At 62.5% G+C, this 24,134-nt stretch carries 18 protein-coding genes; 8 read left to right on the forward strand and 10 right to left on the reverse strand.

Annotated features, from left to right (window positions below; translation table 11 throughout):
* Together istA and SX1_RS22420 are read right to left on the reverse strand one after the other, a co-directional pair.
* Positions 1 to 597 (reverse strand): IS21 family transposase (gene istA / locus SX1_RS05865; protein ID WP_019052311.1); only part of this gene is annotated, 597 nt, incomplete at its 3' end.
* A 112-nt stretch (positions 598 to 709) separates the two neighbouring features.
* Positions 710 to 1,369 (reverse strand): GTP-binding protein, encoded by a 660-nt coding sequence (locus tag SX1_RS22420; RefSeq protein WP_017181313.1) that lies wholly within the window; start codon positions 1,367 to 1,369, stop codon positions 710 to 712.
* 85 nt (positions 1,370 to 1,454) lie between these two features.
* Here SX1_RS22420 and SX1_RS05875 point away from each other — a divergent pair, with 85 nt between their 5' ends.
* Positions 1,455 to 1,859, forward strand: a complete 405-nt coding sequence (locus SX1_RS05875) for a MerC domain-containing protein (protein ID WP_019052312.1) — start codon at positions 1,455 to 1,457, stop codon at positions 1,857 to 1,859.
* Between the two features lie 61 nt (positions 1,860 to 1,920).
* Here SX1_RS05875 and SX1_RS05880 read toward each other — a convergent pair whose 3' ends face one another.
* Both SX1_RS05880 and SX1_RS05885 read right to left on the reverse strand, forming a co-directional pair.
* A complete protein-coding gene (locus tag SX1_RS05880) occupies positions 1,921 to 2,577 on the reverse strand; it encodes a hypothetical protein (protein ID WP_017181311.1) in 657 nt (218 codons plus the stop codon).
* 122 nt (positions 2,578 to 2,699) lie between these two features.
* Positions 2,700 to 4,781: a TonB-dependent receptor domain-containing protein gene (locus tag SX1_RS05885; RefSeq protein WP_017181310.1), complete on the reverse strand. Its 2,082-nt coding sequence runs from the start codon at positions 4,779 to 4,781 to the stop codon at positions 2,700 to 2,702.
* A gap of 225 nt (positions 4,782 to 5,006) precedes the next feature.
* On the opposite strand from SX1_RS05885, the gene SX1_RS05890 reads away from it, so the two are divergent.
* From SX1_RS05890 to SX1_RS05905, 4 genes are all read left to right on the forward strand, one after another.
* Positions 5,007 to 5,678: an ABC transporter ATP-binding protein gene (locus SX1_RS05890; RefSeq protein ID WP_017181309.1), complete on the forward strand. Its 672-nt coding sequence runs from the start codon at positions 5,007 to 5,009 to the stop codon at positions 5,676 to 5,678.
* Positions 5,675 to 6,994: an ABC transporter permease gene (locus SX1_RS05895; protein WP_017181308.1), complete on the forward strand. Its 1,320-nt coding sequence runs from the start codon at positions 5,675 to 5,677 to the stop codon at positions 6,992 to 6,994. Before SX1_RS05890 ends, SX1_RS05895 begins: the two co-directional genes overlap by 4 nt.
* 7 nt (positions 6,995 to 7,001) lie before the next feature.
* Complete coding sequence (locus SX1_RS05900) at positions 7,002 to 7,496, forward strand: DUF3299 domain-containing protein (protein WP_017181307.1); 495 nt, start codon at positions 7,002 to 7,004, stop codon at positions 7,494 to 7,496.
* A 226-nt stretch (positions 7,497 to 7,722) separates the two neighbouring features.
* On the forward strand, positions 7,723 to 9,846 hold the full coding sequence (locus SX1_RS05905) for a TonB-dependent receptor (RefSeq protein ID WP_017181306.1): 2,124 nt from the start codon (positions 7,723 to 7,725) through the stop codon (positions 9,844 to 9,846).
* A gap of 68 nt (positions 9,847 to 9,914) precedes the next feature.
* Here the strand turns inward: SX1_RS05905 and SX1_RS05910 are convergent, their stop codons facing one another.
* Positions 9,915 to 11,195: a cation:proton antiporter gene (locus SX1_RS05910; protein ID WP_017181305.1), complete on the reverse strand. Its 1,281-nt coding sequence runs from the start codon at positions 11,193 to 11,195 to the stop codon at positions 9,915 to 9,917.
* Positions 11,196 to 11,253: 58 nt separating this feature from the next.
* Entirely contained in the window at positions 11,254 to 12,084 is an 831-nt protein-coding gene (locus SX1_RS05915) for a 23S rRNA (adenine(2030)-N(6))-methyltransferase RlmJ (RefSeq protein WP_017181304.1), read from the reverse strand.
* A 300-nt stretch (positions 12,085 to 12,384) separates the two neighbouring features.
* Between SX1_RS05915 and SX1_RS05920 the strand changes: the two genes are divergently transcribed.
* Both SX1_RS05920 and SX1_RS05925 read left to right on the forward strand, forming a co-directional pair.
* Positions 12,385 to 13,479, forward strand: coding sequence for a glycosyltransferase family 4 protein (locus SX1_RS05920; protein WP_017181303.1), 1,095 nt, complete (start codon positions 12,385 to 12,387; stop codon positions 13,477 to 13,479).
* An 8-nt stretch (positions 13,480 to 13,487) separates the two neighbouring features.
* Positions 13,488 to 15,704: an amylo-alpha-1,6-glucosidase gene (locus SX1_RS05925; RefSeq protein WP_017181302.1), complete on the forward strand. Its 2,217-nt coding sequence runs from the start codon at positions 13,488 to 13,490 to the stop codon at positions 15,702 to 15,704.
* Between the two features lie 35 nt (positions 15,705 to 15,739).
* On the opposite strand, the gene SX1_RS05930 is transcribed toward SX1_RS05925, so the two are convergent.
* The 4 genes from SX1_RS05930 to SX1_RS05945 form a co-directional block, all read right to left on the reverse strand.
* Positions 15,740 to 17,236 (reverse strand): MFS transporter, encoded by a 1,497-nt coding sequence (locus SX1_RS05930; protein ID WP_017181301.1) that lies wholly within the window; start codon positions 17,234 to 17,236, stop codon positions 15,740 to 15,742.
* A gap of 142 nt (positions 17,237 to 17,378) precedes the next feature.
* Positions 17,379 to 19,436 carry a glycoside hydrolase family 97 protein gene (locus SX1_RS05935; RefSeq protein ID WP_019052313.1) on the reverse strand — a complete coding sequence of 686 codons (2,058 nt, stop codon included), beginning with the start codon at positions 19,434 to 19,436 and terminating at the stop codon, positions 17,379 to 17,381.
* Positions 19,433 to 21,043 (reverse strand): alpha-glucosidase, encoded by a 1,611-nt coding sequence (locus SX1_RS05940; RefSeq protein WP_017181299.1) that lies wholly within the window; start codon positions 21,041 to 21,043, stop codon positions 19,433 to 19,435. Before SX1_RS05940 ends, SX1_RS05935 begins: the two co-directional genes overlap by 4 nt.
* Positions 21,040 to 22,899 carry an alpha-amylase family glycosyl hydrolase gene (locus SX1_RS05945; RefSeq protein WP_017181298.1) on the reverse strand — a complete coding sequence of 620 codons (1,860 nt, stop codon included), beginning with the start codon at positions 22,897 to 22,899 and terminating at the stop codon, positions 21,040 to 21,042. The genes SX1_RS05940 and SX1_RS05945 overlap by 4 nt, the downstream gene beginning before the upstream one ends.
* Before the next feature lie 168 nt (positions 22,900 to 23,067).
* On the opposite strand from SX1_RS05945, the gene SX1_RS05950 reads away from it, so the two are divergent.
* Positions 23,068 to 24,090: a LacI family DNA-binding transcriptional regulator gene (locus tag SX1_RS05950; RefSeq protein ID WP_017181297.1), complete on the forward strand. Its 1,023-nt coding sequence runs from the start codon at positions 23,068 to 23,070 to the stop codon at positions 24,088 to 24,090.
* Positions 24,091 to 24,134 lie beyond the last annotated feature (44 nt).

The following is a 24,134-nucleotide window of genomic DNA, read 5'->3' on the forward strand; positions in this document are numbered from 1 at the left end:
ATCGTAGATACCGCGTCGCGGCACACCGCCGAAGAACGCGAACGCCCGGGCATGGGCATCGAACAGCATCTCCTGGCCCTCGCGCGGATAGGCCCGGACATAGGGTGCGCGCGAGTCGCAGAGACGCATATGCGCCACCTTCACCCGCATCGGCTTGCCGGCGATCTCCACATCCTCGTGGCTCCAGTCGAACTGGTAGGCCTCACCCGGCTGGAAGGTCATCGGGATGAACGCCGGTGCGCCTTCGCCAGCATCCTTCCGCCGCGCAGCACGCCAGCGCGCCGCATAGCGGCGCACCGCATCATAGGATCCATCGAACCCCTCGCGCACCAGCAGGTCATGGATACGCGTCATCCGTAGCCGATCGCGGCGGCCGCGACCTTCGTTCTCCTCAAGCAGCGCATCGAGACGATCCTGATAAGGACCGATCCGCGGCAGCGGCTGGACTTTGCGCTGATAGTTGAACGCCGCCTCCGGCGACCGGATCGCTTTGCGGACGACCTTCCGCGACAAACGAAGGTCACGAGCGATCGCCTTGATCGCCTTACCCGCTGCATGCTCACGCCGAATCCGAACCACTGTCTCCACGATCAACATCCCGTTCTCGCCAACTGATCAAAACCAGTCGGCCGACTAAATCCCCGGGATGAAGGGGTCCTTTTTGCACGCCGATCACCCCACGAAGGGGGTGCCTATTGCACGCTGATCCTCAGCCATGATCGCAGGTGATGATGCGCGCATCGGCATTGAGCGAGGCGACGAGCTTCTTGACGATCGCAAGCTGTTCAGGAGGCACGGCGCTTGCCTTGTTGATCACGACCACATCGGCAAATTCGATTTGCTCGACCAGCAGACCGACCAGACTGCGTGTGTCATCTTCGCCCAGACTTTCACCGCGATCAGCAAGGAAGTCCTGGCTGGAATAGTCGGTAAGCAGGTTGAGCGCATCGACCACCGTGACCATCGTGTCGAGTCGGGCGACGTCGCCGAGGCTGTTCCCTTCCTCGTCGCGGAAGGAGAAGGTGGTAGCGACCGGCAGAGGCTCGGAGATGCCGGTACTCTCGATCACCAGGCTGTCGAAACGGCCTGCCTCGGCAAGGGCGCGCACTTCCTTGAGAAGGTCATCGCGCAGGGTGCAGCAGATGCAGCCATTGGTCATCTCGACCAGGCTTTCCTCGCTGCGCGCAAGCGCCGCGTCGCCGCCGCGCACGAGATCGGCGTCGATATTCACTTCCGACATGTCATTGACGATCACCGCGACGCGCCGTCCCTCGCGATTGGCGAGGATGTGATTGAGGGTGGTGGTCTTGCCCGCGCCAAGGAAGCCCGAAAGCACGGTGACCGGAAGCCGATTGTCAGTGGAAGCCATATTCTGCCCTTGACCTTTATGTGACGGTATATCATCTCTGATACGGATATGCGCGACGTCTGTCCAGCGTCGGTCGGAGAATGTCATGAAACTATTGTCCTCCAGGCAGCCGCTCCTCGACGGGCTGGCGATCGGAGCATCCTTCGCCTGCCTCATTCATTGTCTGGCCCTGCCGCTGCTGATCATGCTGCTGCCCGCGCTGGGGGCATTTCTGGTCGTGCCGGAAGCCTTTCATGTCTGGGCGCTCGTCTTTGCTGCGCCGGTCAGCCTGGTGGCGCTGTCTGCTGGCTATCGACATCACAGGGCTGCCGCCCCCCTGTTCATCGCCCTGCCGGGCCTTGCACAGATGGCAATCGGCGCACTTGCGACATCATCGGAATGGATGGAAACAGCATTTACCGTCCCTGGCGTGCTTTTGCTGGCGATCGGTCATGCGCTGAACTGGCAAGGGCTGCGGCTCGCAAGCCAAAGCCGGAAAGCCGGCGCATGAGCGGGGTCTAAAAGGGCGGCAATCTACATTTCCCGGTAACGCCCCCCGTGCTGCGGACCGCTCAGCCTGCCTCCGCCGCGATCACATAGTCAAAGCCATGCCGCAGCCCGCCTTCGCGCGCGATGATGGCCAAGGCGTCCTGTCGCAAGGCTTCGCCCCGCGCGTGCAGCGCCGCCGCCAGCGACCGATCCCCAAGCCTTGAAAGCCGCGGCGCGCACATGTCGATCTGACTGTTCACGAACCGGCGCTGGTAGCGGATGGGGAAGCGATGCGCGTTCACGATGCGAAAACCCAATGCCGTCATCTGTTCCAGCACCCATTCCATCGGGAACTCACGATAGGGCCGCTCGCCCGCATGGAGCAGGACGGCGTCGCGCCATCGCCCGATGTCGCCCAGGATTTGGCCATCGCGCGTCCCGGCACGCTCAGTGATATAGGGTTCCAGCCCGATCAGATAGAGCCGCCCGCGCGCCAATGCCCGCAGGCGGGCGAACATGCGTTCCTGAAAATAGGGTGCGAAGCCTTCGATCGCCCCGATCAGATAATCGGCGAGAATGGTATCGAAACGCTCACCTGCCAGCAGCGTCGGATCCGCCCAGTTGCCAACGATGATCCTGTCCTGCGGTCGACGAACGCGATCCGATGCGTCACGCACCTGAACGGCATGGCCCGCCGCGCCGGTGACGGCGACCCAGCGATCGGTCGCAAGCCCCGACACCCAGCCGATCGAATTGGTGCCCGTTCCCGCGTCCAGAAAGGTGCCCCAGAGCCGATCGCCCTGGAGCGCCTGGATATGGCGGAACAGCGCGGACGGTCGCCGCGCTGTTCCTTCCGTCTTGCTCAGAATGCCCCCCGCAGGCCGAACACGAAGTTGCGACCGCGCAACGGAGAGAAGGTCTTGATGAACGAGCTATGGTTATATGCCAATTCGTTGGTCAGGTTGGTGCCGCGCACGAACAGTTCCGCGCTGCGCTTGTCCCCCAGTTCGAGGCGATAGGCGAGCGTCGCATTGACCATGTCATAGCCCGGCGTGCGCGTTTCAAAGGCTGCGATCCGGTCCTGTTCGAACACATGATAATATTCCGCATCCGCCGTGAACGGCCCGACATGCGCATCGCCGCGTGCGCCAAGGCGCCCGGCCGGAATACGCGGCAGGTCACCGCCGCCATTTTTCAGCTTGGCGCGAACATAGTCGCCGAACACCGACAGGGCGAACTGATCGTTGAAGGCATGACGCACTTCCCCATCGATGCCGGTGAAGGTCGCCTCTGCCCCGGCATAGCGGATCAGACGGAAATCTTCGAACTGGTCGAGCGTCTGGGCGTAGATATAATTGTCGAAGTCCTGATGATAGGCGCCGATGGTGAAGGTCGTCGGCCCTGCCGTCTTGCGCAGCGTCAGGTTGACCGAATTCGCCTTTTCAACGCCTTGCGATACTTTTTCGGCAAGGCGGCTGTTGCCGCTGACGATCCCGATCTCATAGGTGTTGGTCGCAAGGTGCAGGCCATAGGCATAAAGTTCCTGCACCGAAGGCGCGCGTTCGGTATGCGCCAGCGACAGCGCGAGCGAGTAATCGCTGCCTACATTCCAGATCGCGGCGGCCGATGCCGAAAAGGGCTTGTGCCTGATCGACGGATAGCGCGTGATCAGCGACTTTACCGTCTGCCATTCCTGCCGGGCGGCTGCCTCCAGCCGGACAGGACCAAGCGAATAGGTCTCCATCAGGAAAATCGCGGTATTGCTGCTGTCGGTATTCAGCGTGTGAGTCTCGCCGCCGCTGATCGCCTGGAACCGGCTGCCGCTCTGTTGGATGCCGAACGTGCCGCGCAAGCCCCCCAGCGGCGCATGGGTCAGTTCCACACGCAGGTCGTGGGCCTTGTTGAGGAAGGTGTTTTCCGCTTCCCCATCCTCGATCTCATCATGGGCATAGTCGGTGAAGGACAGGCGGAAGCGTACCTTCTCCAGCGCGGGCACCGGATTGTCATAATCGCTGCGAATGTCGAAGCGATTGCTCCGCAGCTTCACGAACGGCACTTCCTCCTCATGGTCGTGTTCATGATCATGGTCGTGATCATGCTCCTCTTCTTCTCCATGACTGCCGCAATGCAGGCCGATGCCATGGGGATGGCAGCTTTCATAATCATGATTGTGGCCCGGCACGCCATATTCATTGCGCTGGCGGGTATAGGCAACGCCCAGATAGCCGTCCGGGCCGATCCAGCTTCCCCCGACACTGAAGGTCGATGTGTCATTGTAGGAGCCATGCACTCTGTCCTCCCCAAAGGCGCGAGGCACCCGATAATCGTCGGAGCGGCGGTGGACGCCTTCAACACGCAGCGCCAGCGGCCCGACGCCCACGGTCGCACCGCCTACGAGACTGCGCTCGTCATCGCCCGTGCCCAAGCGGCCTTCGGCTGCGCCGGCGATGCCCCCTTCCGGAACGTAGGTCGGCACCTTTTCATCCAGCAGGTTGACCGCACCGCCGATCGCACCGCTACCATAGAGCAGGGTCGCCGGACCGCGCAGCACCTCGATCCCGCGCAGCAATAGCGGTTCGCCCGTGACATTGTGGTCGGGCGAGATTGCCGAGGCGTCCTGCACATTGGCGCTGTCGCTCAGCACCTGCACGCGGGGCGAGGATTGGCCGCGAATGATCGGACGGCTGGCGCCGCCGCCGAAATTCTCGAAATTGATACCAGGCTGGCCGGCCAGCGTTTCACCCAGAGTCGCCGCGCGTCGGTGGATCAGTTCTTCCCCTGTGAGCGTGACAACCGGTGTAACGGTTTCATCGGCCGTCTGGCCCAATGGCGCCGCCGTCACGACAATGTCGTTCTTGCCATGACCGCCCGCTTGGGCAACTGCCGTACCGGGTGCGATCGCGATGAGCGATACGGCACATAGATAATGAAGGTGATTTCTCACAAAATGCCCCTGCCAATGATTTGAGTAGGGCGCAGTTACGTAATATCATATCATGAAACAACCCCGGATCGGCAAAAATTTTGCAGAACAAATCAATGTTTCCAGTTAGTTACAAAATGTTTCTGGCATTTGGGGCGTGACAGGAGTGGAAGCTTGCACAGTTGATCGTTATGATACACCGTGACATTCAGCCAAGGTTTCACGGCCATCTTCTTGGGAGACAATATGCAATCCCCCGCTACGCCGGTTCTGGATATCGCCGGATTGACCCATGGTTACGGCCCGACGCCGGTCCTGAATGACCTGGCAATCCGGCTGGACCGTGGGGTGCATCATTTGCTCCTGGGACCGTCAGGATCGGGCAAGACGACATTGGTTCACGCCATTTCCGGACTGCTGGCACCTGACAAGGGCCAGATCATGGTTGATGGCGAGGCCATGACAGGGCGCAGCCAGACGGCGCGCGATGCCCTTCGGCGGAACAAGATCGGCCTGATCTTCCAGTCGCTGCGCCTTGTTTCGGCTTTGACCGTGCGGCAGAATCTGCATCTGGCCGGACGGCTGAGCGGTCATCCCACGACGAACGATGCGATTGACGGGCTGCTTGCCCAGTTGGGGATCGCCCACCGCGCCGCCGCCAAGCCCCGTCGCCTGAGCCAGGGCGAGGCCCAGCGAGCGGCGATCGCGCGCGCGCTCATAGGCAGGCCCAGCCTGCTGATCGCGGACGAACCGACATCGGCACTGGACGATGACAATGCTGCGCGGGTGGCTTCGCTGCTGATCGAAGCGGCGGATCGCAACGGTTCGACCCTGCTGATCGCAACCCATGATCAGCGCCTTAGAAAGCTGATCCCGCATACCATCACTCTGGGCGCCCAAGGGGGCACGATCCAATGATCCGCGTTGCCCTGGCCTATCTGCGCGATCGTCCGCTGATGAGCGCGCTCAACATCCTGCTGCTGTCATTGGCCGTTGCCATGCTCGTCATGCTGCTGTCGGTATCCACCCAATTGGGCGATCGCTTCGAGCGCGACGCACGCGGCGTCGATCTGGTCGTGGGGGCCAAGGGGTCGCCGCTGCAATTGATCCTGTCCAGCATCTACCAGATGGATACGCCCACGGGAAACATTCCCCTGGACAGCATTGCCTTGCTCCGTCGCGATCCATCCGTGCGGCAGGTTATCCCGCTTGCCCTGGGGGACAATTTCCGGGGTTTCCGGATCGTCGGGACCGAGCCGGCCTATCTTGGCCTTCAGGATGCGAAGCTGGCGCAGGGGCGGATGTTCGCCAAGGCGCAGGAGGTCGTCATCGGCGCGCGGGTGGCCGAAGAACTCGGCATGACGCTTGGACAGCGCTTCGTCGGGTCGCATGGGCTGACCGAAGACGAAAATGCCGGCCATCATGACCATACTCCTTTTACCACCGTCGGCATCCTCGCGCCTACCGGATCTGTGATGGATCGCCTCATCCTTTCCAATGTGGAAAGCGCCTGGGAGGTGCATGGCATCGAGCATGATCATCATGACGAGGAGGAATTGCACGAGGGCCAGCACGCACATGAGCATGGAGCGATGGGTGCAGATCAGCATGAAGCGGCCGAGCATCATGATGCGGATCATGACGCGCATGATCGGCCTGCCAATCTGACCGAGCGGGAACAGTTGAAGCCGGAAATTACGGCGCTTCTGGTATCGTACAGGTCCGCGTTCGGCGCCGTACGCATACCATCGATGATCAACCGCCAAACCAACATGCAGGCTGCGGTGCCCGCCGTCGAGACAGCCCGGCTCCTGTCGCTTCTGGGTGTCGGCATTGATGGTGCGCGCGCGTTTGCCTGGCTGCTCGCGGCGACCGGCGGTCTTTCCATCTTTGTCGCCTTGCTTGCGGCGGCGTCGGCGCGGGAAGGCGATCTGGCGTTGCTCCGTGTCATGGGCGCCAGCCGCGCGCAGATTTTCGGAACGATCATGGCGGAAGGTCTCGTCATTTCGGCCATTGGCGGGCTTGCGGGGCTGCTGCTTGGCCATGGCGCGCTGGCGTTGGCGCGCAAAAGCTTCGAGCAACTCAGGGATTTCGGATTCGATCCCTTCACGCTTTTGCCTGGTGAAGCAGCGATCCTGCTTGCGGTCCTGACCATTGGCCTTGTGGCATCCCTGATCCCCGCATTGCGCGTCTTCCGCCTCGATCTGGCCGACAGCCTGACGCGATCCAGTTAAGGAGTCCATGATGCGCCTTTTGATTTTACCTGCCCTGCTGGCGCTGACCGCGATTCCGGTTGGCGCCGCGATGCAACTGGGCAAGCCAGCCCCGACCAAAGATGTGTGGCAACCGGCAAAGACGCCTGCGGGCGGCACGCCTTGGTCTTTGCTCCAGCAAACGAAGCTGAACGACCGCACGGACGAGGCGACGATGATGATCTACACCAAGCCGAGCTTTCCGCCGGCGGTGAAGGCTCTCAATGGCAAGCAGATCAAGATTGCGGGCTGGATGATGCCGCTCGACAATGGGTTAAAGCAGAAACATTGGGTTCTGCTTGGCTATCCACCCGGCTGCCCCTTCCACATGCATGCGCTGCCCAATCAGTTCATCGAGATCAATGCGGCGGTTCCTTTCCCGACCGACGAAAGCAAGGTGCATGTCGTAACCGGGACATTGCAACTGACCGGCTATGATGAAAGCGGTATCTTCTATCGCCTGTTGAACGCGCGCCCGGCCTGAATCCCGGAGGGGGGGCTTGGTCATGAAGCCCGCTGGCAAGGCATAATCCGGCTGCGGGTTTCTGCCCCTCATCACCCTTTGCGCCGATCCAGCAATATTTTGACACGATTTGTTTATGATATATTGTATCTAAAAACAAAGCCGCATAAGAGAGCCGCGACAGGGGAACGCGCCAAGAGCGCATTCAGGAGAGGATCCGAGGTTCGGATCATAAAAAGGGTACCCCATGCGCATCAGTTTTCTACTATCTACTTGTTCGGCCATCGCGGTCCTGACGCTAAGCCATCCCGCTCTGGCGGAGGATGACGGGTCAGCCACAGCGGGATCGCACGAACAAACCCCTGCCAACATCATCGTGACTGCGCCTTTCCAGCGTGATCGGTCCGACATCCTCTCTGGCACGTCGGTGCTTCAGGGCAGCGAGCTGACCCAGGCCATCCGGCCTTCGATTGGCGAAACGCTCCAGCATACGCCCGGCGTGTCCGCGACCTCCTTTGGTCCCAGCGCGTCCCGCCCGGTTTTGCGCGGGCTTCAGGGGGAGCGCGTCCGTGTCCTGGTCGATGGCATCGGCTCGATCGACGTGTCCAACACCAGCGTCGATCATGCTCCCGTGGTCAACCCTTTGCTGGCCGAACGCATCGAGGTGCTGCGCGGTCCCCAGTCGCTGCTGTTCGGCGCGTCGGCGATCGGCGGCGTGGTCAACGTCATTGACAAGCGCATTCCCCGCAGCGTGCCCGAAGAGCCTGTTCATGTCGACGCGATCGCCACCTATGGCAGCGCGGCCGACGAGCGCAGCGGCGCGGGTTCGGTCGACGTACCGCTGGGTGACAAGTTCGTCGTTCACGCCGACGGCAGCTATCTGAAATCCGACAATATGCGTATTGGTGGCTACGCCCTGTCGCCCAGTGCCCGTGCGGAAGCGCTGGCATCCAGCCAGCTTCCCGCAGAAGAGCCGGCAGAGGGCGAGGAAGCCATCGATTTTGCCGGCAACGCCGCTATCCGGGGCAAGCTGCCCAACAGCCAGGCCAAGACCTGGACTGCAGGCGTCGGTGCTGCCCTGATTACCGAGACCGGCAATCTGGGCGTTTCCTACAGCCACTATGATAGCCTCTATGGCGTGCCCGTTCGTTACGCGACCCGACCCGGCCAGGAACAGGAGGCGCCGCGCCTCGATCTCGCGCAGGATCGACTGGATTTGCGGGCGGAGGTCGAGACGGGCGGCGGTTTCCTCAAGACCATTCGCGCGCGCGCGAGCTATGCCGCCTATCGCCATTTCGAACTGGAGGAGGACGGCGCAGTCGGCACTGCTTTCTACAACAAGGGCATGGAAGGGCGCATCGAACTGGTGCAGGCCGATCGTGGCCCGTGGCAGGGCGCAAGTGGCGTTCAATATTATTCGCGAAACTTCAACGTGGTTGGCGACGAAGCCTTCCTGCCCAAGAATGACACGCAGCAGTTCGGCGCGTTCACCCTGCAGACCCTCAATTATGGCCCGGTGAAGCTGGAAGCGGGCGCGCGCTATGAGCATAGCGAGTTGCAGGCGCTGCCGCTCGAAGAACAGGACCAGTTCTTTTCGGGCAAGCGGACCTTCGACACTTTCTCCTTCTCCGGCGGCGCGTCCTATGGCTTGAATGACAATTGGCGTCTGGGCGCCAACATCTCCCGGTCCGAACGTGCGCCTTCGGCAGAAGAATTGTTTGCGAATGGTCCGCATGCCGGGACGCAGGCGTTCGAAGTCGGCAATCCCGATTTCAAGACCGAACGCGCATTGGGGGTGGAAGCTGTGTTGCGCGGGAAGGGCGACAATTACAGTTTCGAAGCCTCGGCCTATCATAACTGGTTTTCCAACTTCATCTATGAAGGGCTGACCGGCGAGGAAGAGGATGGCCTGCCCGTCTATCAGTTCAATCAGGCGAAGGCGCGATATTACGGGTTTGAAGCGCAGGGTTCGGTTACCCTCGCCACATTCGGCGAGATGAAACTCGTCGCCGATGCGCTGGGCGACTATGTCCATGCCCGGATCGTCGGCGAGGGCCCCGCGCCGCGCATTCCGCCGCTGCGTGTGCTCGGCGGCCTGGGCGTCACCAGTCCCAAGGTGGATGTGCGCGGCGAGGTCGAGTGGACGGACGACCAGAAGCGCATATCCGACTTCGAGACGGAAACGAAGGGCTTCACGCTCGTCAATGCCGAGGTCAACTACCGCCCCTGGGGTATGGAGCGTCCCCTGAGCTTTGCGCTGTCGGCGAACAACATCTTCGACGTTGTTGCCCGCCGCCATGCCTCCTTCCTGAAGGACTTTGCGCCATTGTCGGGACGCGACATCCGCGTCACGGCCCGCGTCACCTTCTGAAGGCCGGATGTCCCGCCGCGGCTGCCGCGGCGGGACATTATATCAGGCAGCGGCGCTCCTTGGCCGATTTAATGAGCGGCGGAACCGTTCCCGTCGGGATCGCGCCCATGCCAGCGATCAAGCATTCGCATGGCGGGGGTGACGGTCAGGCCATGCAGCAGGATTGACAGCAAAGCCACCAAACCGACGATGGCCCACAGGCGAGGCCCCTCATCAATCTTCAGGTGATTGAGGCCATATGCAAGATAATAGAATGATCCGACGCCCCGGATGCCGAAGAAGGCGATAGTTCTCTTTTCCGCCCGGCTCGCGCGGAACCCGGCAAGGGCTACCAGCCCGGTAAAGGGCCGGACCACCAGCAGGATGACGATGGCCGCCGCTACATCGACCCACCGCAGCGGCCAGAGCATGCCACTCAACAGCGCGCCGCCAAATAGCAGAAGCAGCACCATCATGGCCAACCGCTCAACTTGTTCGGTCAGATCGTGCATTTGCCGGTTGAAGGCATGATCCCGATGCGATCGCCGTAGCGTTAGCGCGGTCACGAATACGGCCAGGAACCCGTAGCAATGCAGGATTTCGGTGACGCCATAGGATATGAATGTCGCGGAAATCGCGATCAGTCCGTCGCCGGTCTTAGACAATCGGGTGTCGGCGGGAATATGGAAGGTCAGCCACCCAAACAGACGGCCGATCAGCCAGCCAACCAGAACGCCCGCGCAAATTTCCCACAGGACATTGTGCAACAGCCATTGCGCAGCCCAGGGCTCGCCCGTCGTTGACGCCAATCCCATGGCGATGGCGAGATGCACGAATGGAAATGCCAGGCCGTCATTCAGTCCCGCCTCCGAGGTCAGTCCGAACCGCACCTCGTCCTCTTCCCCGGACTTGGGTGGGCCTACCTGAACGTCGGCAGCAAGCACGGGATCGGTCGGCGCAAGGCTGGCCGCCAGCAGCAGCGCCGCTACCCAGGAGAGGCCAAGCCACCACTGACCGATGAGCGTTATGGCCAGGATACCCAACGGCATCGTGACGGCGAGCAGCCGCCAGGTGATGTTCCATTTGCCCCAGCTGAAAGGTCGGTCGAGTTTCAGCCCGGCCCCCATCAGGGCGATGATTACGACGAATTCGGTAAAGCGCTCGGTCACTTCGGGATAGGTGAGCGGCAGGGGGCGCAGCGTAACCGCAGGCAAGGAAAATATGGCTACGCCGATGGCGATGCAGACGACGGGCAAGGACAGCGGAAGGCGCTTGAGCGCCAATGGAAGCCATGCCACGAGCGCGATCAGTAGTCCGGCGCCGGTGAGGATCAGGATATAGGGGTCAGGTGCTGAAATGATTTGCTGCATCGCCTGATAACGACGCAATCGTCGGATTGGCTACATCACCCATGGCAAGACAGCGATTTTACCGGCCCAGCCAATCGGAGGTGATCTCGCCGCTATGCCCCTCCGGCGCCAGCGCAGCGCGCAGAGCCTTTTGCAACGGCGGCAGGGCCTGCGTGAAGGCGTAGGGCGGGTTGACGATAAACAGACCTGCACCATTATAGATGCCGGACTGGTCGTCATCGTACAGCCAATGTTCCACGCACAGAAACTTCGGGATGCCGAGCCTGCGCAACTGGTCCTTCCACCGTGAATGCGTGGCGCGGTCTTTCAGCGGATACCAGATCACCGTGACGCCGTGCGCCCATTTGCGGGAAGCGGCGGCCAGAGTGGCTGTGATACGGGCGCGTTCGTCTGTCTGCTCGTACGGCGGATCGACCACCACCACGCCGCGCGGTGTTTGGGTCGGCAGCAATGCCAGCCATAGCTCGTAGGCGTCGCGCTGATGCACGGCGGCGGACGTGCCGCGCATCGCGCTGCGCAAGGCATGAACGTCCTCGGGATGTTTTTCGTTCAGGATCAGGAAATCCTGCGGGCGCAGAAGCTGCGCCAGAATATGCGGCGAGCCGGGGTAGAGGCGTGGTTCGGGCCCGTCATTCACTGCCCGCACGGCGGCGCGATAGTCGTCCAGTAACGGGTTGGTGTCGGCGAACGCCCGCAGCACGCCGTTAATGGCCTCGCCGGTGCGCTGGGCCTCCTCGCTGCCAAGGTCGTACAGCCCACAGCCGGCATGGGTGTCGATCAGGGTCAGGGCGCCTTCTTTCTGCTGCAACGCCCGGACAAGGGCGATCAGCAGGCTGTGTTTCACGACATCGGCGCTATTGCCAGCATGGAAGGAATGGCGATAATTCATTGAGATTCAAAATCCTGACGATCTGCCTTCATACGAGCCGCCGGGTGGGGAAGCGGCGCGCGAGGCGATTGAAGCAACACATCGGATGCTCGTATAGAGTCGCGCGGAAACCTTCAAATCCGTAGCCGCCATCTTCAGCAGTATGTTGGCCATCTGCGTGAGAGCGCCCAGACCGACGACGAGGAGGAATAGACGAAAGATTGTCGTTCATGAAACTTGCGTGCTTCTGGAGGCTTGTAGCGGTGCAGCCTTGTCGTGGATGGGGGACGAAGGGCTCAACTCGTTTGAGAGGACGCCCGTATGAAAATCGCGCAAATCGCTCCCCTGGCCGAAAGTGTCCCGCCGAAATTATATGGCGGCACCGAACGTATCGTATCCTATCTGACCGAAGAACTGGTCCGTCAGGGCCATGAAGTCACCCTGTTCGCCAGCGGCGATTCGCAAACCAGCGCGGAACTGGTGCCGATCACGGACATGGCGTTGCGTCTCAACCCCGCTGTCGTCGACACAATCCCTTATCATATGATAATGATGGAGCAGGTCCGCCGCCGCGCCGACGAGTTTGACGCGCTGCATTTCCATATCGACATGCTGCACCTGCCGATGGCGCATGATTTCATCGGGCGCACCGTGACCACGCTGCATGGCCGGCTCGATCTGCCAGACCTGCCGCCATTCTACCGCACCTTTGCACAGCACAGCCTGGTGTCGATTTCCGATCATCAGCGGCTGCCCATGCCGCCGGTCAATTGGGGTGGCACCATCTATCATGGCCTGCCCGCCGACCTGCTGGCGCCCCGGCTGGGCGCGGGCGAGGATTATCTCGCTTTTCTTGGGCGCATATCGCCGGAAAAACGGCCCGATCGCGCGATCCGCATTGCCGCGCGATCGGGGCTCAAGCTCAAGATCGCGGCCAAGATCGATGCTGTCGATCGCAGCTATTGGGAACGCGAAATCGCGCCGCTGGTGGACCATTATCCCAATGTGGAATTCATTGGCGAAATCAACGAGCAGCAAAAGGCCCAGTTTCTGGGCGAGGCGGCCGCGTTGCTGTTTCCGATCGACTGGCCCGAACCGTTCGGCCTGGTCATGATCGAGGCGATGGCTTGCGCCACGCCGGTCATCGCCTTCCGTTGCGGTTCGGTGCCCGAAGTGGTCGAACATGGCGTGTCCGGCTTCATCGTCGATAGCGAGGATGAAGCGGTGGCGGCCATTGCTGCGCTGCCTGATCTGGATCGGCGGCGGGTACGCGCCGCGTTCGACGCACGTTTCACGGCGCAGCGGATGGCAGCGGACTATGTGGCGCTGTACCATGATCTGCCCGGTGCCCGTACCGATGCCGCCCGATTGCGGCGTCATCGGGGCGTGGAAGCCGAATTGCAGATCGTCGCATAGGAGACGCCATGACCCTGAGTCAGCCCCAACCCGACATGCCGGGTATCGCTGGAGGGCAAGCGCTGTCCCAGGCGCAAACCCAATTTTTCATCCCGGCGACCGCCTCCCTCCACGAACGCAGGCCGCGCACGCTCAAATATGGCAACAGCTTTGCCGTGTTCGATCATAGCGGCGACGCGATCTCCGGGCCGGGCAGTCCGGAGGGGCTGTATCACTGCGACACCCGATACCTTTCCCACCTCTATCTCACCATCAACGCCATGCGGCCGATCCTGCTGAGTTCGGCGCTGCGCGACGATAATGCGATGCTGACATGCGACCTGACCAACCCCGATTTTTTCGGGGACGACGGGCGGGTGGCGGTCGAGCATGATCTCATCCACCTGCGGCGCACGCGCTTTTTGTGGAAGGATGCGTTGTATGAGCGTGTCACCATCCGCAACTTCGACGCGGAAACGCGTCAGGTCAGCGTCGATTTCAGCTTTGCTGCGGACTTTGCCGACCTGTTCGAGATACGCGGCATGACGCGGTTGCGCCGGGGGACGATGTGCGAACCGCAAGTCGGCGCGGCCGATGTCCTGCTCGGCTATGTCGGACGCGATGATCGCGAACGGCAGACGCATCTGCATTTCGATCCCATGCCCGACGCATTGACCGACAGTCATGCGCGGTTCGAGGTGACCCTGCCGCCGGGTCAGCGTTGCGCGCTGTTCACCCGCATCTGCTGCGAACGGACAGAGGCGACGGAGCCGCTTCCCAAGCAGTTCCTCAAATCGCTGAGGGAGGCCATGGGGGCGCTACGGACGGCGCGCAGGCGTGGCGCGAGGCTGCATTCTTCCAATGACCTGTTCAACGAGGTTGCCCGTCGATCGGTTGCCGACATCTCGATGCTGTCGACAGATACCGAATTTGGCCCCTATCCCTATGCGGGCATTCCCTGGTTCAGCACGGTGTTCGGTCGCGACGCGATCATTACCGCGCTCGAAACGCTGTGGATGGACCCGGCGATCAGCCGTGGCGTGCTGGGCTATCTTGCCGCGCATCAGGCCACCAGCTTCGATCCGGCGGCGGACGCTGAACCTGGCAAGATATTGCATGAGGTGCGGCATGGAGAAATGGCGGAACTGGGCGAGGTGCCGTTCCGCCACTATTATGGCAGCATCGATTCAACGCCCCTGTTCGTGATGCTGGCGGGCGCCTATCTGGAACGGACCGGCGACGCTGCCTTCCTGACCAGCATATTGCCGCATATCGAGGCGGCTCTGGAGTGGATCGACACCCATGGCGATCGCGACGGCGACGGTTTCGTCGAATATGGTCGCCTGACCGACCAGGGGTTGCAAAATCAGGGCTGGAAGGACAGCCACGATTCCATCTTTCACGCCGATGGCACGCTGGCGCGCGGGCCGATAGCCCTCGCCGAGGTGCAGGCCTATGTCTATGGCGCGTGGCAGGCAGCGGGGGCGCTGTTCGCGACGATTGGCCAGGAGGCGCGCGCCGCCGAGTATCGCGAGCGCGCGGCGCGTTTGCGCGACCGGTTCGACGCCGCCTTCTTTGACGCGGCACTGGGTACCTATGTACTTGCGCTGGATGGCGACAAGCAGCCCTGCAGGGTGCGATCGTCCAATGCGGGTCATGTCCTTTATACAGGACTGGCGCGCGAGGAGCGGGTCGAGGCCGTCGTCCGGACGCTGATGGCGCCTGCCTCCTTTTCCGGCTGGGGCGTGCGTACCATCGCCTCGACCGAGGCGCGCTACAATCCCATGAGCTATCATAACGGCTCGATCTGGCCGCATGACAATGCCCTGATTGCGGGGGGCTTTGCGCGCTATGGCTATCAGCGGGAGGCCGCGCAGATATTCGAGGGGCTGTTCGCCGCCGCCACCTATGTGGACATGATGCGCCTGCCCGAACTGTTCTGCGGCTTTCCCCGCCGTCGGTCGCAGGGGCCGACATTCTATCCGGTGGCGTGCAGCCCGCAGGCCTGGTCGGCGGCGGCACCGCTGGCGCTCATCCAGTCGAGCCTGGGGCTGAGGTTCGATGTCCCGGCGGCGCAAATATCCTTTCACCAGCCCAAGCTGCCGCATTTCCTCCACAGCCTCGCCATCAAGGATCTGAGCATCGGTCCCGACAGGGTCGATATCATGTTCGATCGACTGGGCGATCAGGTGGTGGTCAAACCCATGAAGCATGATGGCGACGCCCGGATCGTGACGATTGCCTGAGGGGCGACTTGCCGATTTGCGCGCCTCTACCCCCCCTATCGGCAACGTAGCGTCGCGATGGATGCCAGCATCATGACACCGGCTGCAAAGGCCATCGTCCAGATCGGTTCGGTCGGGAAGAAATGGCGCATGATCGTGCCCATCACGGTCGCGACCAGCAGTTGTGGGATGACGACGAAGGCGTTGAACAGCCCCATATAGATGCCGAGCTTTGTCTGCGGCACGCTGGAGGCGAGCATGGCGTAGGGCATAGCGAGGGTCGACGCCCAGGCGATGCCGATCGCGATCTCCGACAGGAGCAGCAGTTGCGCGTCGCGCAGGAACAGGAAGGAGAGAAAGCCCAGCGCGCCCAGCATCAACGCGATGGCGTGGGTATTGGCCTGGCCGATGCGGCGGGCGAGTGGCTGGAGCAGGAAGGGGGCGGCCAGGGCGGCCACGCCATTATAGGCGGCGAACAGGATGCCGACCCAGTTCGCACCGGCATTATAGGCGGGGCTGGTGGGATCGGCCGATCCGAACATATATTGGGCAACGACGGGCGTGGTGTAGATCCACATGATGAACAGGGCCGACCAGGTGAAGAACTGGACGAGCGCCAGTCGCTTCATCAGTGGTGGCATGGTCGCAAAATCACCGACGACATGGCTGAGCAGATTGTCGCTGCGACCCTGCGCATGAAGCCGACGCGCGACGAGGCGCGCGCAGCCATAGGCGGCCAGCAGCGCGCCCAGCAGATAGAGTTCCTTTTCAAGCGACCAGGCCCATACGATCGCCAATATGACGCCGCCCGCCACGATCCAGCCCGGCCCGCCCGCAGGCATGGCCCGATCGGCCGACAAGGCGGCGGGTGGTTGCCCGTCAGCCTTCGCAAAGCGCGCCATCTGATCGGGCGCATATTCGCGCGTCGTCAGGACCGTCCACAGGACGGCCAGGAACAGGGCCGCCCCGCCGATATAGAAGCTGATCCGCACCGTGTCGGGTATGCCCTGCGCAGCGGCGACATTGGAAACGCCCATATGATCAAGCAGCCAGGGCGTCGCGGAACCGATCACCGCACCCGCGCCGATAAAGGCGGTTTGCAGGGCATAGCCGGCCATATGCTGATCCTTTGCCAGCATGTCGCCGACAAAGGCGCGGAAAGGCTCCATCGACACGTTGAGCGATGCGTCGAGTATCCAGAGCATCATCGCTGCCGCCAGCAAGCCGGGCGCATGGGGCATCCCGATCAGCGCCGCGGCGGCGAACAGCGCGCCGACAAAGAAATAGGGTCGCCGCCGACCAAAGCGGCACCAGGTCCGGTCGCTATAATGACCGATGATCGGCTGGACCAGCAGGCCGGTCAGGGGCGCGGCGATCCACAGCAATGCAAGATCGTCCAGACTTTCGCCCAGCGACTGGAAGATGCGGCTCATATTGGCGTTCTGAAGGGCAAAGCCGATCTGGATGCCAAAGAAGCCGAAGCTGATATTCCATAGCCCTGCAAAACCCTGCCGGGGGCGGCTCGCGCTCGCGCTGCCTGTGTGACCGTCCATCCTGCATCCGCCCCTTAACTTCGCATATTTCCCGGCAATTCTGAAATTTTATTACCCGATCCTGATCCTATCGAACAAGCGGCCATCCATGCGGGCAGCGTGCAGCATAGAGATTTGCCCGCCTGTAGGACAGGATATAGGATCAGCGGCGGCGCGCCTTGCCGCCAGCGACGAAGCGGATCGCCTGGCCACCGCCCGGCGCCATTGCGATCGTCAATATGTCGCCTTTCCTGACCGCCTTCTTTTCGATCACGATCGCATGGCGCGCATCGGTGCGATAATCCGCGCCCGGTCCGTCGCGGTAGATTTCCGCTGTATAGCTTCGTCCCGCATCCAGAAAATCGAGCGTCACCTGAACCGCGCGGGCTTCTTCATCACCCACGGCGCCCAGATACCAGTCATCGCCGCCCTTTTCCTTGCGCGCGATCGTGGCATAATCGCCGACCTCTCCATTGAGCGCCCGTGTGTCGGACCAGTCGGTCGGCACATCCTTGATGAACTGGAACGGGCCGGGATATTTCGCGTAATTTTCAGGCGTGTCGGCTGCCATCACGACCGGCGAATAGAGGACAACATAAAGGGCGAGCTGCTTGGCCAGCGTCGACTGGATCGCACTGCCTTCCGATCCGGAAAGGCTAAGGACGCCCGGCGTAAAGTCCATCGGCCCGCCCAGCAATTGGGTAAAGACCAGATTGGCTTCATGTTCGGGCGGGTTCTTGCCGCCGATCCATGCATTATATTCCATGCCGCGCCCACCTTCGCGCGATACCCAGTTGGGATAGGTGCGGCGCAGCCCGGTGTCCTTGACAGGTTCATGGCTGTCGATGCTGACATGATATTTCGCGGCTGTCTGCACGACGCGCAGATAGTGGTTCACCATCCACTGGCCTTCATGCCATTCGCGATGGCGGGTTCCATCGGCATCGACGCGCTCGATCTGGCCCGCATCGGTGACATAGCCGGTTTTCACCACCCGCTCGCCATGATCGGCGGCCCATTTGAAGGCGCTGTCCAGCTGGCCGTCATAATGGCTGGCCGACCCGCCGGTTTCATGATGGCCGATCAGCATGACGCCCCTGGACCTGGCATAGGCGGCCAGCCCGTCGGCGTCGAAATCCTCGGTCGGTTGAGAGAAATTCATGGCGTTGCCATTGCCGAACCAGTTGCCGTCCCAGCCGACATTCCATCCTTCCACGAGGACGGCGGGGATGCCGCTGGCGGCGGCAAAGTCGATATAGCGCCGGACGTTGGCGGTGGTCGCGCCATGTTTGGGACCGCGCGCCCAGCTCCAGTCGCCCTTGATCATGTTCCACCACACGCCGACAAATTTGCCCGGCTTGATCCAGCTCGACACGTCGCCCAGCCTGTTGGGTTCGTTGAGGTTGAGGATCATGTGGTTCATGTAGAGCCCAGCCGCATCGTCCGCGATCGCGATGGTGCGCCATGGCGTCGAGAAGCCGGCATCGCGCGAGACTTTGGGTGCGCCTGCGCCCGGCGTCAGCGCGGCGCGGAAGGTGTTGCCCTGAACCCGCGCCAGGTTCATCCCGCTATAATCGACCAGAGCCGCTTCATGCAGCGCGACATGGGTGCCGCCCGCCAGCTTCACCGTCATCACCGTCTGCGCTGTTCCGACGGCATCGAGCGGGGTCTTGTTGTAGAGATATTCCTCCCGGTTCCATTCGAACGCGGGTTTCCACCAGGCAGTGCCGGGCTGGGCGAAGGCGAACTGGGTCAGTTCCTCCGCAATGTTGACGTGGTGCAGATTGGGCTGATCGGGCAGGGTGTAGCGAAAGGCGACGCCATCGTCGAACAGACGGAAGGTGACGTCCATCGTCCGTTCAAGATCGCTCTTTTCGCGGAAGGCGAGGCGGATTTCGCTGTGATTGTCGCGGATCGTCGCCCATTCGCCCCAGGGCTGGGTCCATGTCGTGTCGCTGCGATCGCGCTTCGTATCGGCCAGCATCAGGTTGCGTTCGATCTTGGGAGCGTCCGTCAGCATGAAGCCCAGGCGGCTGTCGGCGATCAGCGGCTGGCCATCGCGCTGCACGGCGTAGCTGGGGCGGCCTTCGCCATCCAGACTGACGGTGAGGGTGATGCGACCGTCGGGCGAGGCGGCCTTGGCAACGACATCTGCGCGCGCGGCGACAGGGGCGAGCGACAGGGCGAAAATCGGCAGGGCAAGCGCAGTCAGTCGCGTCATGAAACAGATCCTTGAAATTGGGCGACGAGGGCGGAGGCAGGCGGGAAATGCCATGGGGCGGCGTCCCCGCATGTCAGCAGGGGACGCCAATGGTCGGCATCGTCCGGCGTCCAGTGCGCCGGCTGGTCGCCCAGGTTGAAAATGCACAGCATCTGCTGATCCGCATGGCTGCGCGTGAAGGCGAGCAGGTCGCCGGGCAGATCATGGAACGTCATCGTGCCGCTGCGCAGGGCAGGGGAGGCATTGCGCAGCGCCAGCACCTGACGGGTCCAGTGCAGCAGGGATGCCTGATCGGCCTCCTGCCGGTCGACCGCGCGCGGGCGATGCGCTTCGCCGATCGGCAGCCAGGGCTTTGCAGTGGAAAAGCCCATATAGGGGGCGTCGGCAATCCAGGGCATCGGCGTGCGGGCGCCGTCGCGCGACAGGGTCAGCGGCCAGTTGGCGATGGCTTCGGGGTCTTTGAGATCCTCAAAGGCGATGTCGATCTGCGGCAGGCCCAGTTCCTCGCCATAATAGAGGAAGATATTGCCGCGCAGGCAGGCGAGCAGCAGCATCTTCATCCGGCAATAGGCGTCCGGATCATGACCCTTGCCCCAGCGCGACACGGCGCGGGGGGCATCGTGATTTTCAAAGGCCCAGCTTGGCCAGCCGATCCCCTGTTCCGCCGGCCATTTTTGCAGCGCGTCCCTGATGAGCGAACTGGTCAGCGCGGGCGCATAGAGGAAGTCGAAGCCATAGGCGGTGTTGAGGCGATGGTCGCCCTGCGTGAAGGCCTTCATTTCCCGGTCATTGTCCGCGCCGCCGACCTCTGCAACGGTGAAGCGGTCGGGATAGGCGTCGAACACGGTGCGGACCTTTTCCAGAAACAGGGGAAGGTCCGGGTGGCTCTGGCTATACAGTTTGAGCTGGAAATCGAATGGCCGGGTGCGCAGGCTGCCATCGTCGGGGGCTGGCGGATTGTCGCGCAGTTTCGGATCGTGCATCGAATGGTTGATCGCGTCGATGCGAAAGCCGTCGACGCCCCGGTCCAGCCAGAAGCGGATGATGTCGAAGATCGCGGACTGCACGTCCGGGTGATGCAGGTGCAGCTGCGGCTGTTCGCGCAGGAAGCTGTGCATATAATATTGGCCGCGCCGCGCATCCCATGTCCAGGCCGGGCCTCCGAACACCGATTGCCAGTTATTGGGCGGCGATCCGTCCGGCTTGGCATCCGCCCAGACATACCAGTCGGCCCTGGCATTGTCGCGGCTGGCCCGGCTTTCGACGAACCAGCCATGCTGGTCCGACGTATGCGCCCATACCTGATCGACGATCACGCGCAGGCCAAGCGCATGGGCGCGGGCGACCAGCGCGTCGAAATCCGCAAGCGTGCCGAAAATGGGATCGACATCGCAATAGTCGGACACGTCATAGCCGAAATCGCGCATCGGGCTTTTGAACACGGGCGACAGCCAGATGGCATCGACGCCAAGCGATGCCACATAGGGCAGGCGCGCGGTGATGCCGTTGAGATCGCCGATGCCATCGCCATTGGAGTCAGCAAAACTGCGCGGATAGATCTGATAGATGGCGGCGCCGCGCCACCATGGCTGTAGAGTGTCGGTCATTCAGGGGACTTTGCGGGCAAGGAACGGGAAGGGCGGACAGCGCACAGGCTGTAGCCAAGCGGAGGAAGGCGGAGCGAAAGACTGCCCGGCGCGACAGCGCGGGCGGCGCAGGGCGCACCGGCGAGGGTGACGAAATCCCGCGATCCGACATCGACCTGAACATGGGTGTCGATCGGCGCGGTCGAAGTGTTGAAGGCGATGAGATATTCCGCCCCGTTATCAGGATCGAAGCGCGAGACGGCGAAGAGGCCGGGCTCCTCCGACCGGGCGCGGATCGTCTGCTTGCCCCGGCGCAGCGCGGGATGGGCGGTGCGCAGGCGGGCGAGCGTGGCGATGGTGCGATAGAGGGGATGGGTCGGATCGAAACGGGCCGTGGCCGTCGTGGCGTCCGTGCCGACGAGGCGATTGTCGTTGTAGGACGCGACCTTGCTGCCGAACATATCCTCGCGCGCGTCCTGATCGCCGCCGTCGCCCGAAAAGCCCTGCTCGTCGCCATAATAGAGCGTCGGTGCGCCGCGCAGCGTCAGCATCATGGCATGGCTCAGCGTCACGCGGTCCAGCACTTCCTGTTCGCTGGCGGCGGGGAAGGCGCGGCGGACGAAGGTGGCGAAGCGGCCATTGTCGTGGTTGCTGATGAATGTCGGCAACTGCCGCGCGGTGGCGGCACCCCGGACATAGAGATCGTCACCTTGCAGCATCTTTTCCCACAGCGCCGTCGCACCTGGACCCGCGACGGTCTGGATCGCGGCCTGATGGAAGGCGAAGTCGAGGACGGCGGGAAAGCCGCCTTCGCGCGTGTACCAGGCGAGCGCGCCGGACATTATGTCGCTTTCCGCCACCTCGCCGAAAATGTGGAAATTGGGGATGCCCCTGGCCCGCGCCCGCGCCTGCATGGCGGGGACGAAAGCCTGCCAGAAATGCGGATCGACATGCTTGGCCGTGTCGACCCGGAAGCCATCGACGCCGAAACGGTCGATCCAGCCGCCGAATATATCGATCATCCCCGCAATGACGCGGGGATTTTCAGTCATCAGGTCATCCAGCCCGGCAAAATCGCCCATCGTCGCGCTTTCGCCCCGGTAGGTCGTTTCGCCCCGGTTATGATAAAGGGTGACGTCGTTGAGCCAGGCGGGCGTCTTGGCCTGGGCTTCACCCTTTGGGACATAGGGGGTGTAGGCGTAGGAAGGATCGGTCAGCCGGGCGAAATTGTCCGCGCTATGATCGTCATCGCCGGCAAAGCCGCTGTTGATCGGCGGGCCGTTGACGCCGCCGCGCCGCTGATAGGGATAATCGGCCCGCGAACGGTAGGGGCAGGGGGCCGCAGCACATTGGCGCATCTGGATGACGTCGGCGGTATGGTTGGCGATGATGTCCATATAGACTTTCATGCCGCGTGCGTGCGCAGCCGCCACTAGCGCCGCGAAATCGGCGTCGGTGCCCAAATGCGGGTCGACATGGGTGAAGTCGGTGATCCAATAGCCGTGATAGCCTGCGCTTTCCTGACCTTTTGCCCCCTGCACCGGCTTGTTGCGGAAGATGGGGCCAACCCAGATGGCGGTCGCGCCGAGCCCCTGGATATAGTCAAGCCGGCGGGTCAGCCCTTTAAGATCGCCGCCGTGGTAAAAGCCTTTTGCCGCAGGATCATAGCCATGGGTCAGTCGATCGCCGCCATAGCCGCCCTTGTCGTTGCGTGGATCGCCATTGTCGAAACGGTCGGGCAGGACGAAATAGATGACTTCATCCTCCGGCAGGCGGGCGCGAAAATCCGCTGCGGCGGGCGAGGGGGGCGTCTCCGACAGGGCCGGGCTGGCCAGTGCCAGCAGCGCAGCGAACAGCGTGGGATTGCGCCTGCCCATTCCTCATCCTCCCCTTTTGCCGCACCTGCGTGATTGCGGCGGTCTTGTTCCCCCCTTCTTAGGCGGCGTTGGTCCGCCGGGCCAAGCATGTGACATACGTATTCAAAGCCATGTTCCAGACTCAACGCCCTGCTTTCCAAGCGGGCCGGAGGGGCGTAGGATCAGACCATGGCCGTCAATGAAAAAATCACCTCGTTCGACATCGCCACACTGGCCGGCGTTTCCCAGCCGACCGTGTCGCGCGCGCTGCGGGGCGACCCCACGGTCAGCGAGGGGACGCGCAAGCGGATCGAGGCGATTGCGCGCCAGCTCAACTATGCGGTGGACAAAAATGCCTCTTCGCTGCGGCGGGGGAAGAGCAACACGCTGGCCCTGCTGTTTTTCGAGGATCTGCTGCCCGACGAAAGCTGGATCAACCCCTTTTTCCTGTCGATGCTGGGGCCGATCCTGCAAACCTGCGCCAAGCGCGGCTATGATCTGCTGACATCCTTCCAGCAATTATCGACCGACTGGCATGTCGATTATGAGGATAGCCGCAAGGCCGACGGCATCATCCTGCTGGGCTATGGCAATTACGAGATCTACCGGGTGCGGCTGGAGCAATTGATAGCGCAGGGGACGCATTTCGTGCGTTGGGGATCGGTTGACGACCATGCGCTGGGGATGACGATCGGCTGCGACAATCGGCAGGGCGGGCGTGACGCGGGGCGTCGTCTGATCCAACGGGGCTGTCGCGCCATCGCCTTTCTGGGCGATGCGTCCGACCGCTACCCCGAATTTCGCGACCGCTATGCGGGGCTGGCGCAGGTGATGACGGAAGCGGGCCTGCCCGTCGACCCCAGGCTGCATGTCGATGCCCTGTCGATCGAACATTCAGGGCATGAGGCCGCGCGCCGATTGATTGCGGGCGGTGTCCCCTTTGACGCGATTTTCGCGGGTTCGGACCTGATCGCCATCGGCGCGATGCGGGCGCTGGATGAGGCGGGCATGGCGGTGCCGGGCGACGTCGCCCTGATCGGCTTTGACGATATTCCGGCGGTCAGCCTGACGCGCCCGCCATTGACCACGGTGGCGCAGGATTATCTGCGTGCGGGCGAAGTGCTGGTCGATGCGCTGATCGGGCTGATCCAGGGCAAGCCGGTGACGCCGACGCTGCTGGCGCCCCGCCTGATCACCCGCATGACTGCCTGACAAAAAGAAGGGACCGCCAACTCCTTGAAAAGGAGCGGCGGTCC

Origin of the sequence: Sphingobium xenophagum NBRC 107872 (assembly GCF_000367345.1) — a bacterium.
GTDB classification, from domain to species: Bacteria; Pseudomonadota; Alphaproteobacteria; order Sphingomonadales; family Sphingomonadaceae; genus Sphingobium; species Sphingobium xenophagum.

Bases quoted from the DNA above. Each gene is read 5' to 3' on its own strand.
- SX1_RS05925 (WP_017181302.1), top strand. From the start codon at position 13,488: ATGACCCTGAGTCAGCCCCAACCCGACATGCCGGGTATCGCTGGAGGG.
- SX1_RS05900 (WP_017181307.1), top strand. From the start codon at position 7,002: ATGATGCGCCTTTTGATTTTACCTGCCCTGCTGGCGCTGACCGCGATT.
- SX1_RS05890 (WP_017181309.1), top strand. From the start codon at position 5,007: ATGCAATCCCCCGCTACGCCGGTTCTGGATATCGCCGGATTGACCCAT.
- SX1_RS05905 (WP_017181306.1), top strand. From the start codon at position 7,723: ATGCGCATCAGTTTTCTACTATCTACTTGTTCGGCCATCGCGGTCCTG.
- SX1_RS05875 (WP_019052312.1), top strand. From the start codon at position 1,455: ATGAAACTATTGTCCTCCAGGCAGCCGCTCCTCGACGGGCTGGCGATC.
- SX1_RS05915 (WP_017181304.1), bottom strand. From the start codon at position 12,084: ATGAATTATCGCCATTCCTTCCATGCTGGCAATAGCGCCGATGTCGTG.
- SX1_RS05950 (WP_017181297.1), top strand. From the start codon at position 23,068: ATGGCCGTCAATGAAAAAATCACCTCGTTCGACATCGCCACACTGGCC.
- SX1_RS05895 (WP_017181308.1), top strand. From the start codon at position 5,675: ATGATCCGCGTTGCCCTGGCCTATCTGCGCGATCGTCCGCTGATGAGC.
- SX1_RS05945 (WP_017181298.1), bottom strand. From the start codon at position 22,899: ATGGGCAGGCGCAATCCCACGCTGTTCGCTGCGCTGCTGGCACTGGCC.
- SX1_RS05930 (WP_017181301.1), bottom strand. From the start codon at position 17,236: ATGGACGGTCACACAGGCAGCGCGAGCGCGAGCCGCCCCCGGCAGGGT.
- SX1_RS05940 (WP_017181299.1), bottom strand. From the start codon at position 21,043: ATGACCGACACTCTACAGCCATGGTGGCGCGGCGCCGCCATCTATCAG.
- SX1_RS22420 (WP_017181313.1), bottom strand. From the start codon at position 1,369: ATGGCTTCCACTGACAATCGGCTTCCGGTCACCGTGCTTTCGGGCTTC.
- SX1_RS05920 (WP_017181303.1), top strand. From the start codon at position 12,385: ATGAAAATCGCGCAAATCGCTCCCCTGGCCGAAAGTGTCCCGCCGAAA.
- SX1_RS05935 (WP_019052313.1), bottom strand. From the start codon at position 19,436: ATGACGCGACTGACTGCGCTTGCCCTGCCGATTTTCGCCCTGTCGCTC.
- SX1_RS05910 (WP_017181305.1), bottom strand. From the start codon at position 11,195: ATGCAGCAAATCATTTCAGCACCTGACCCCTATATCCTGATCCTCACC.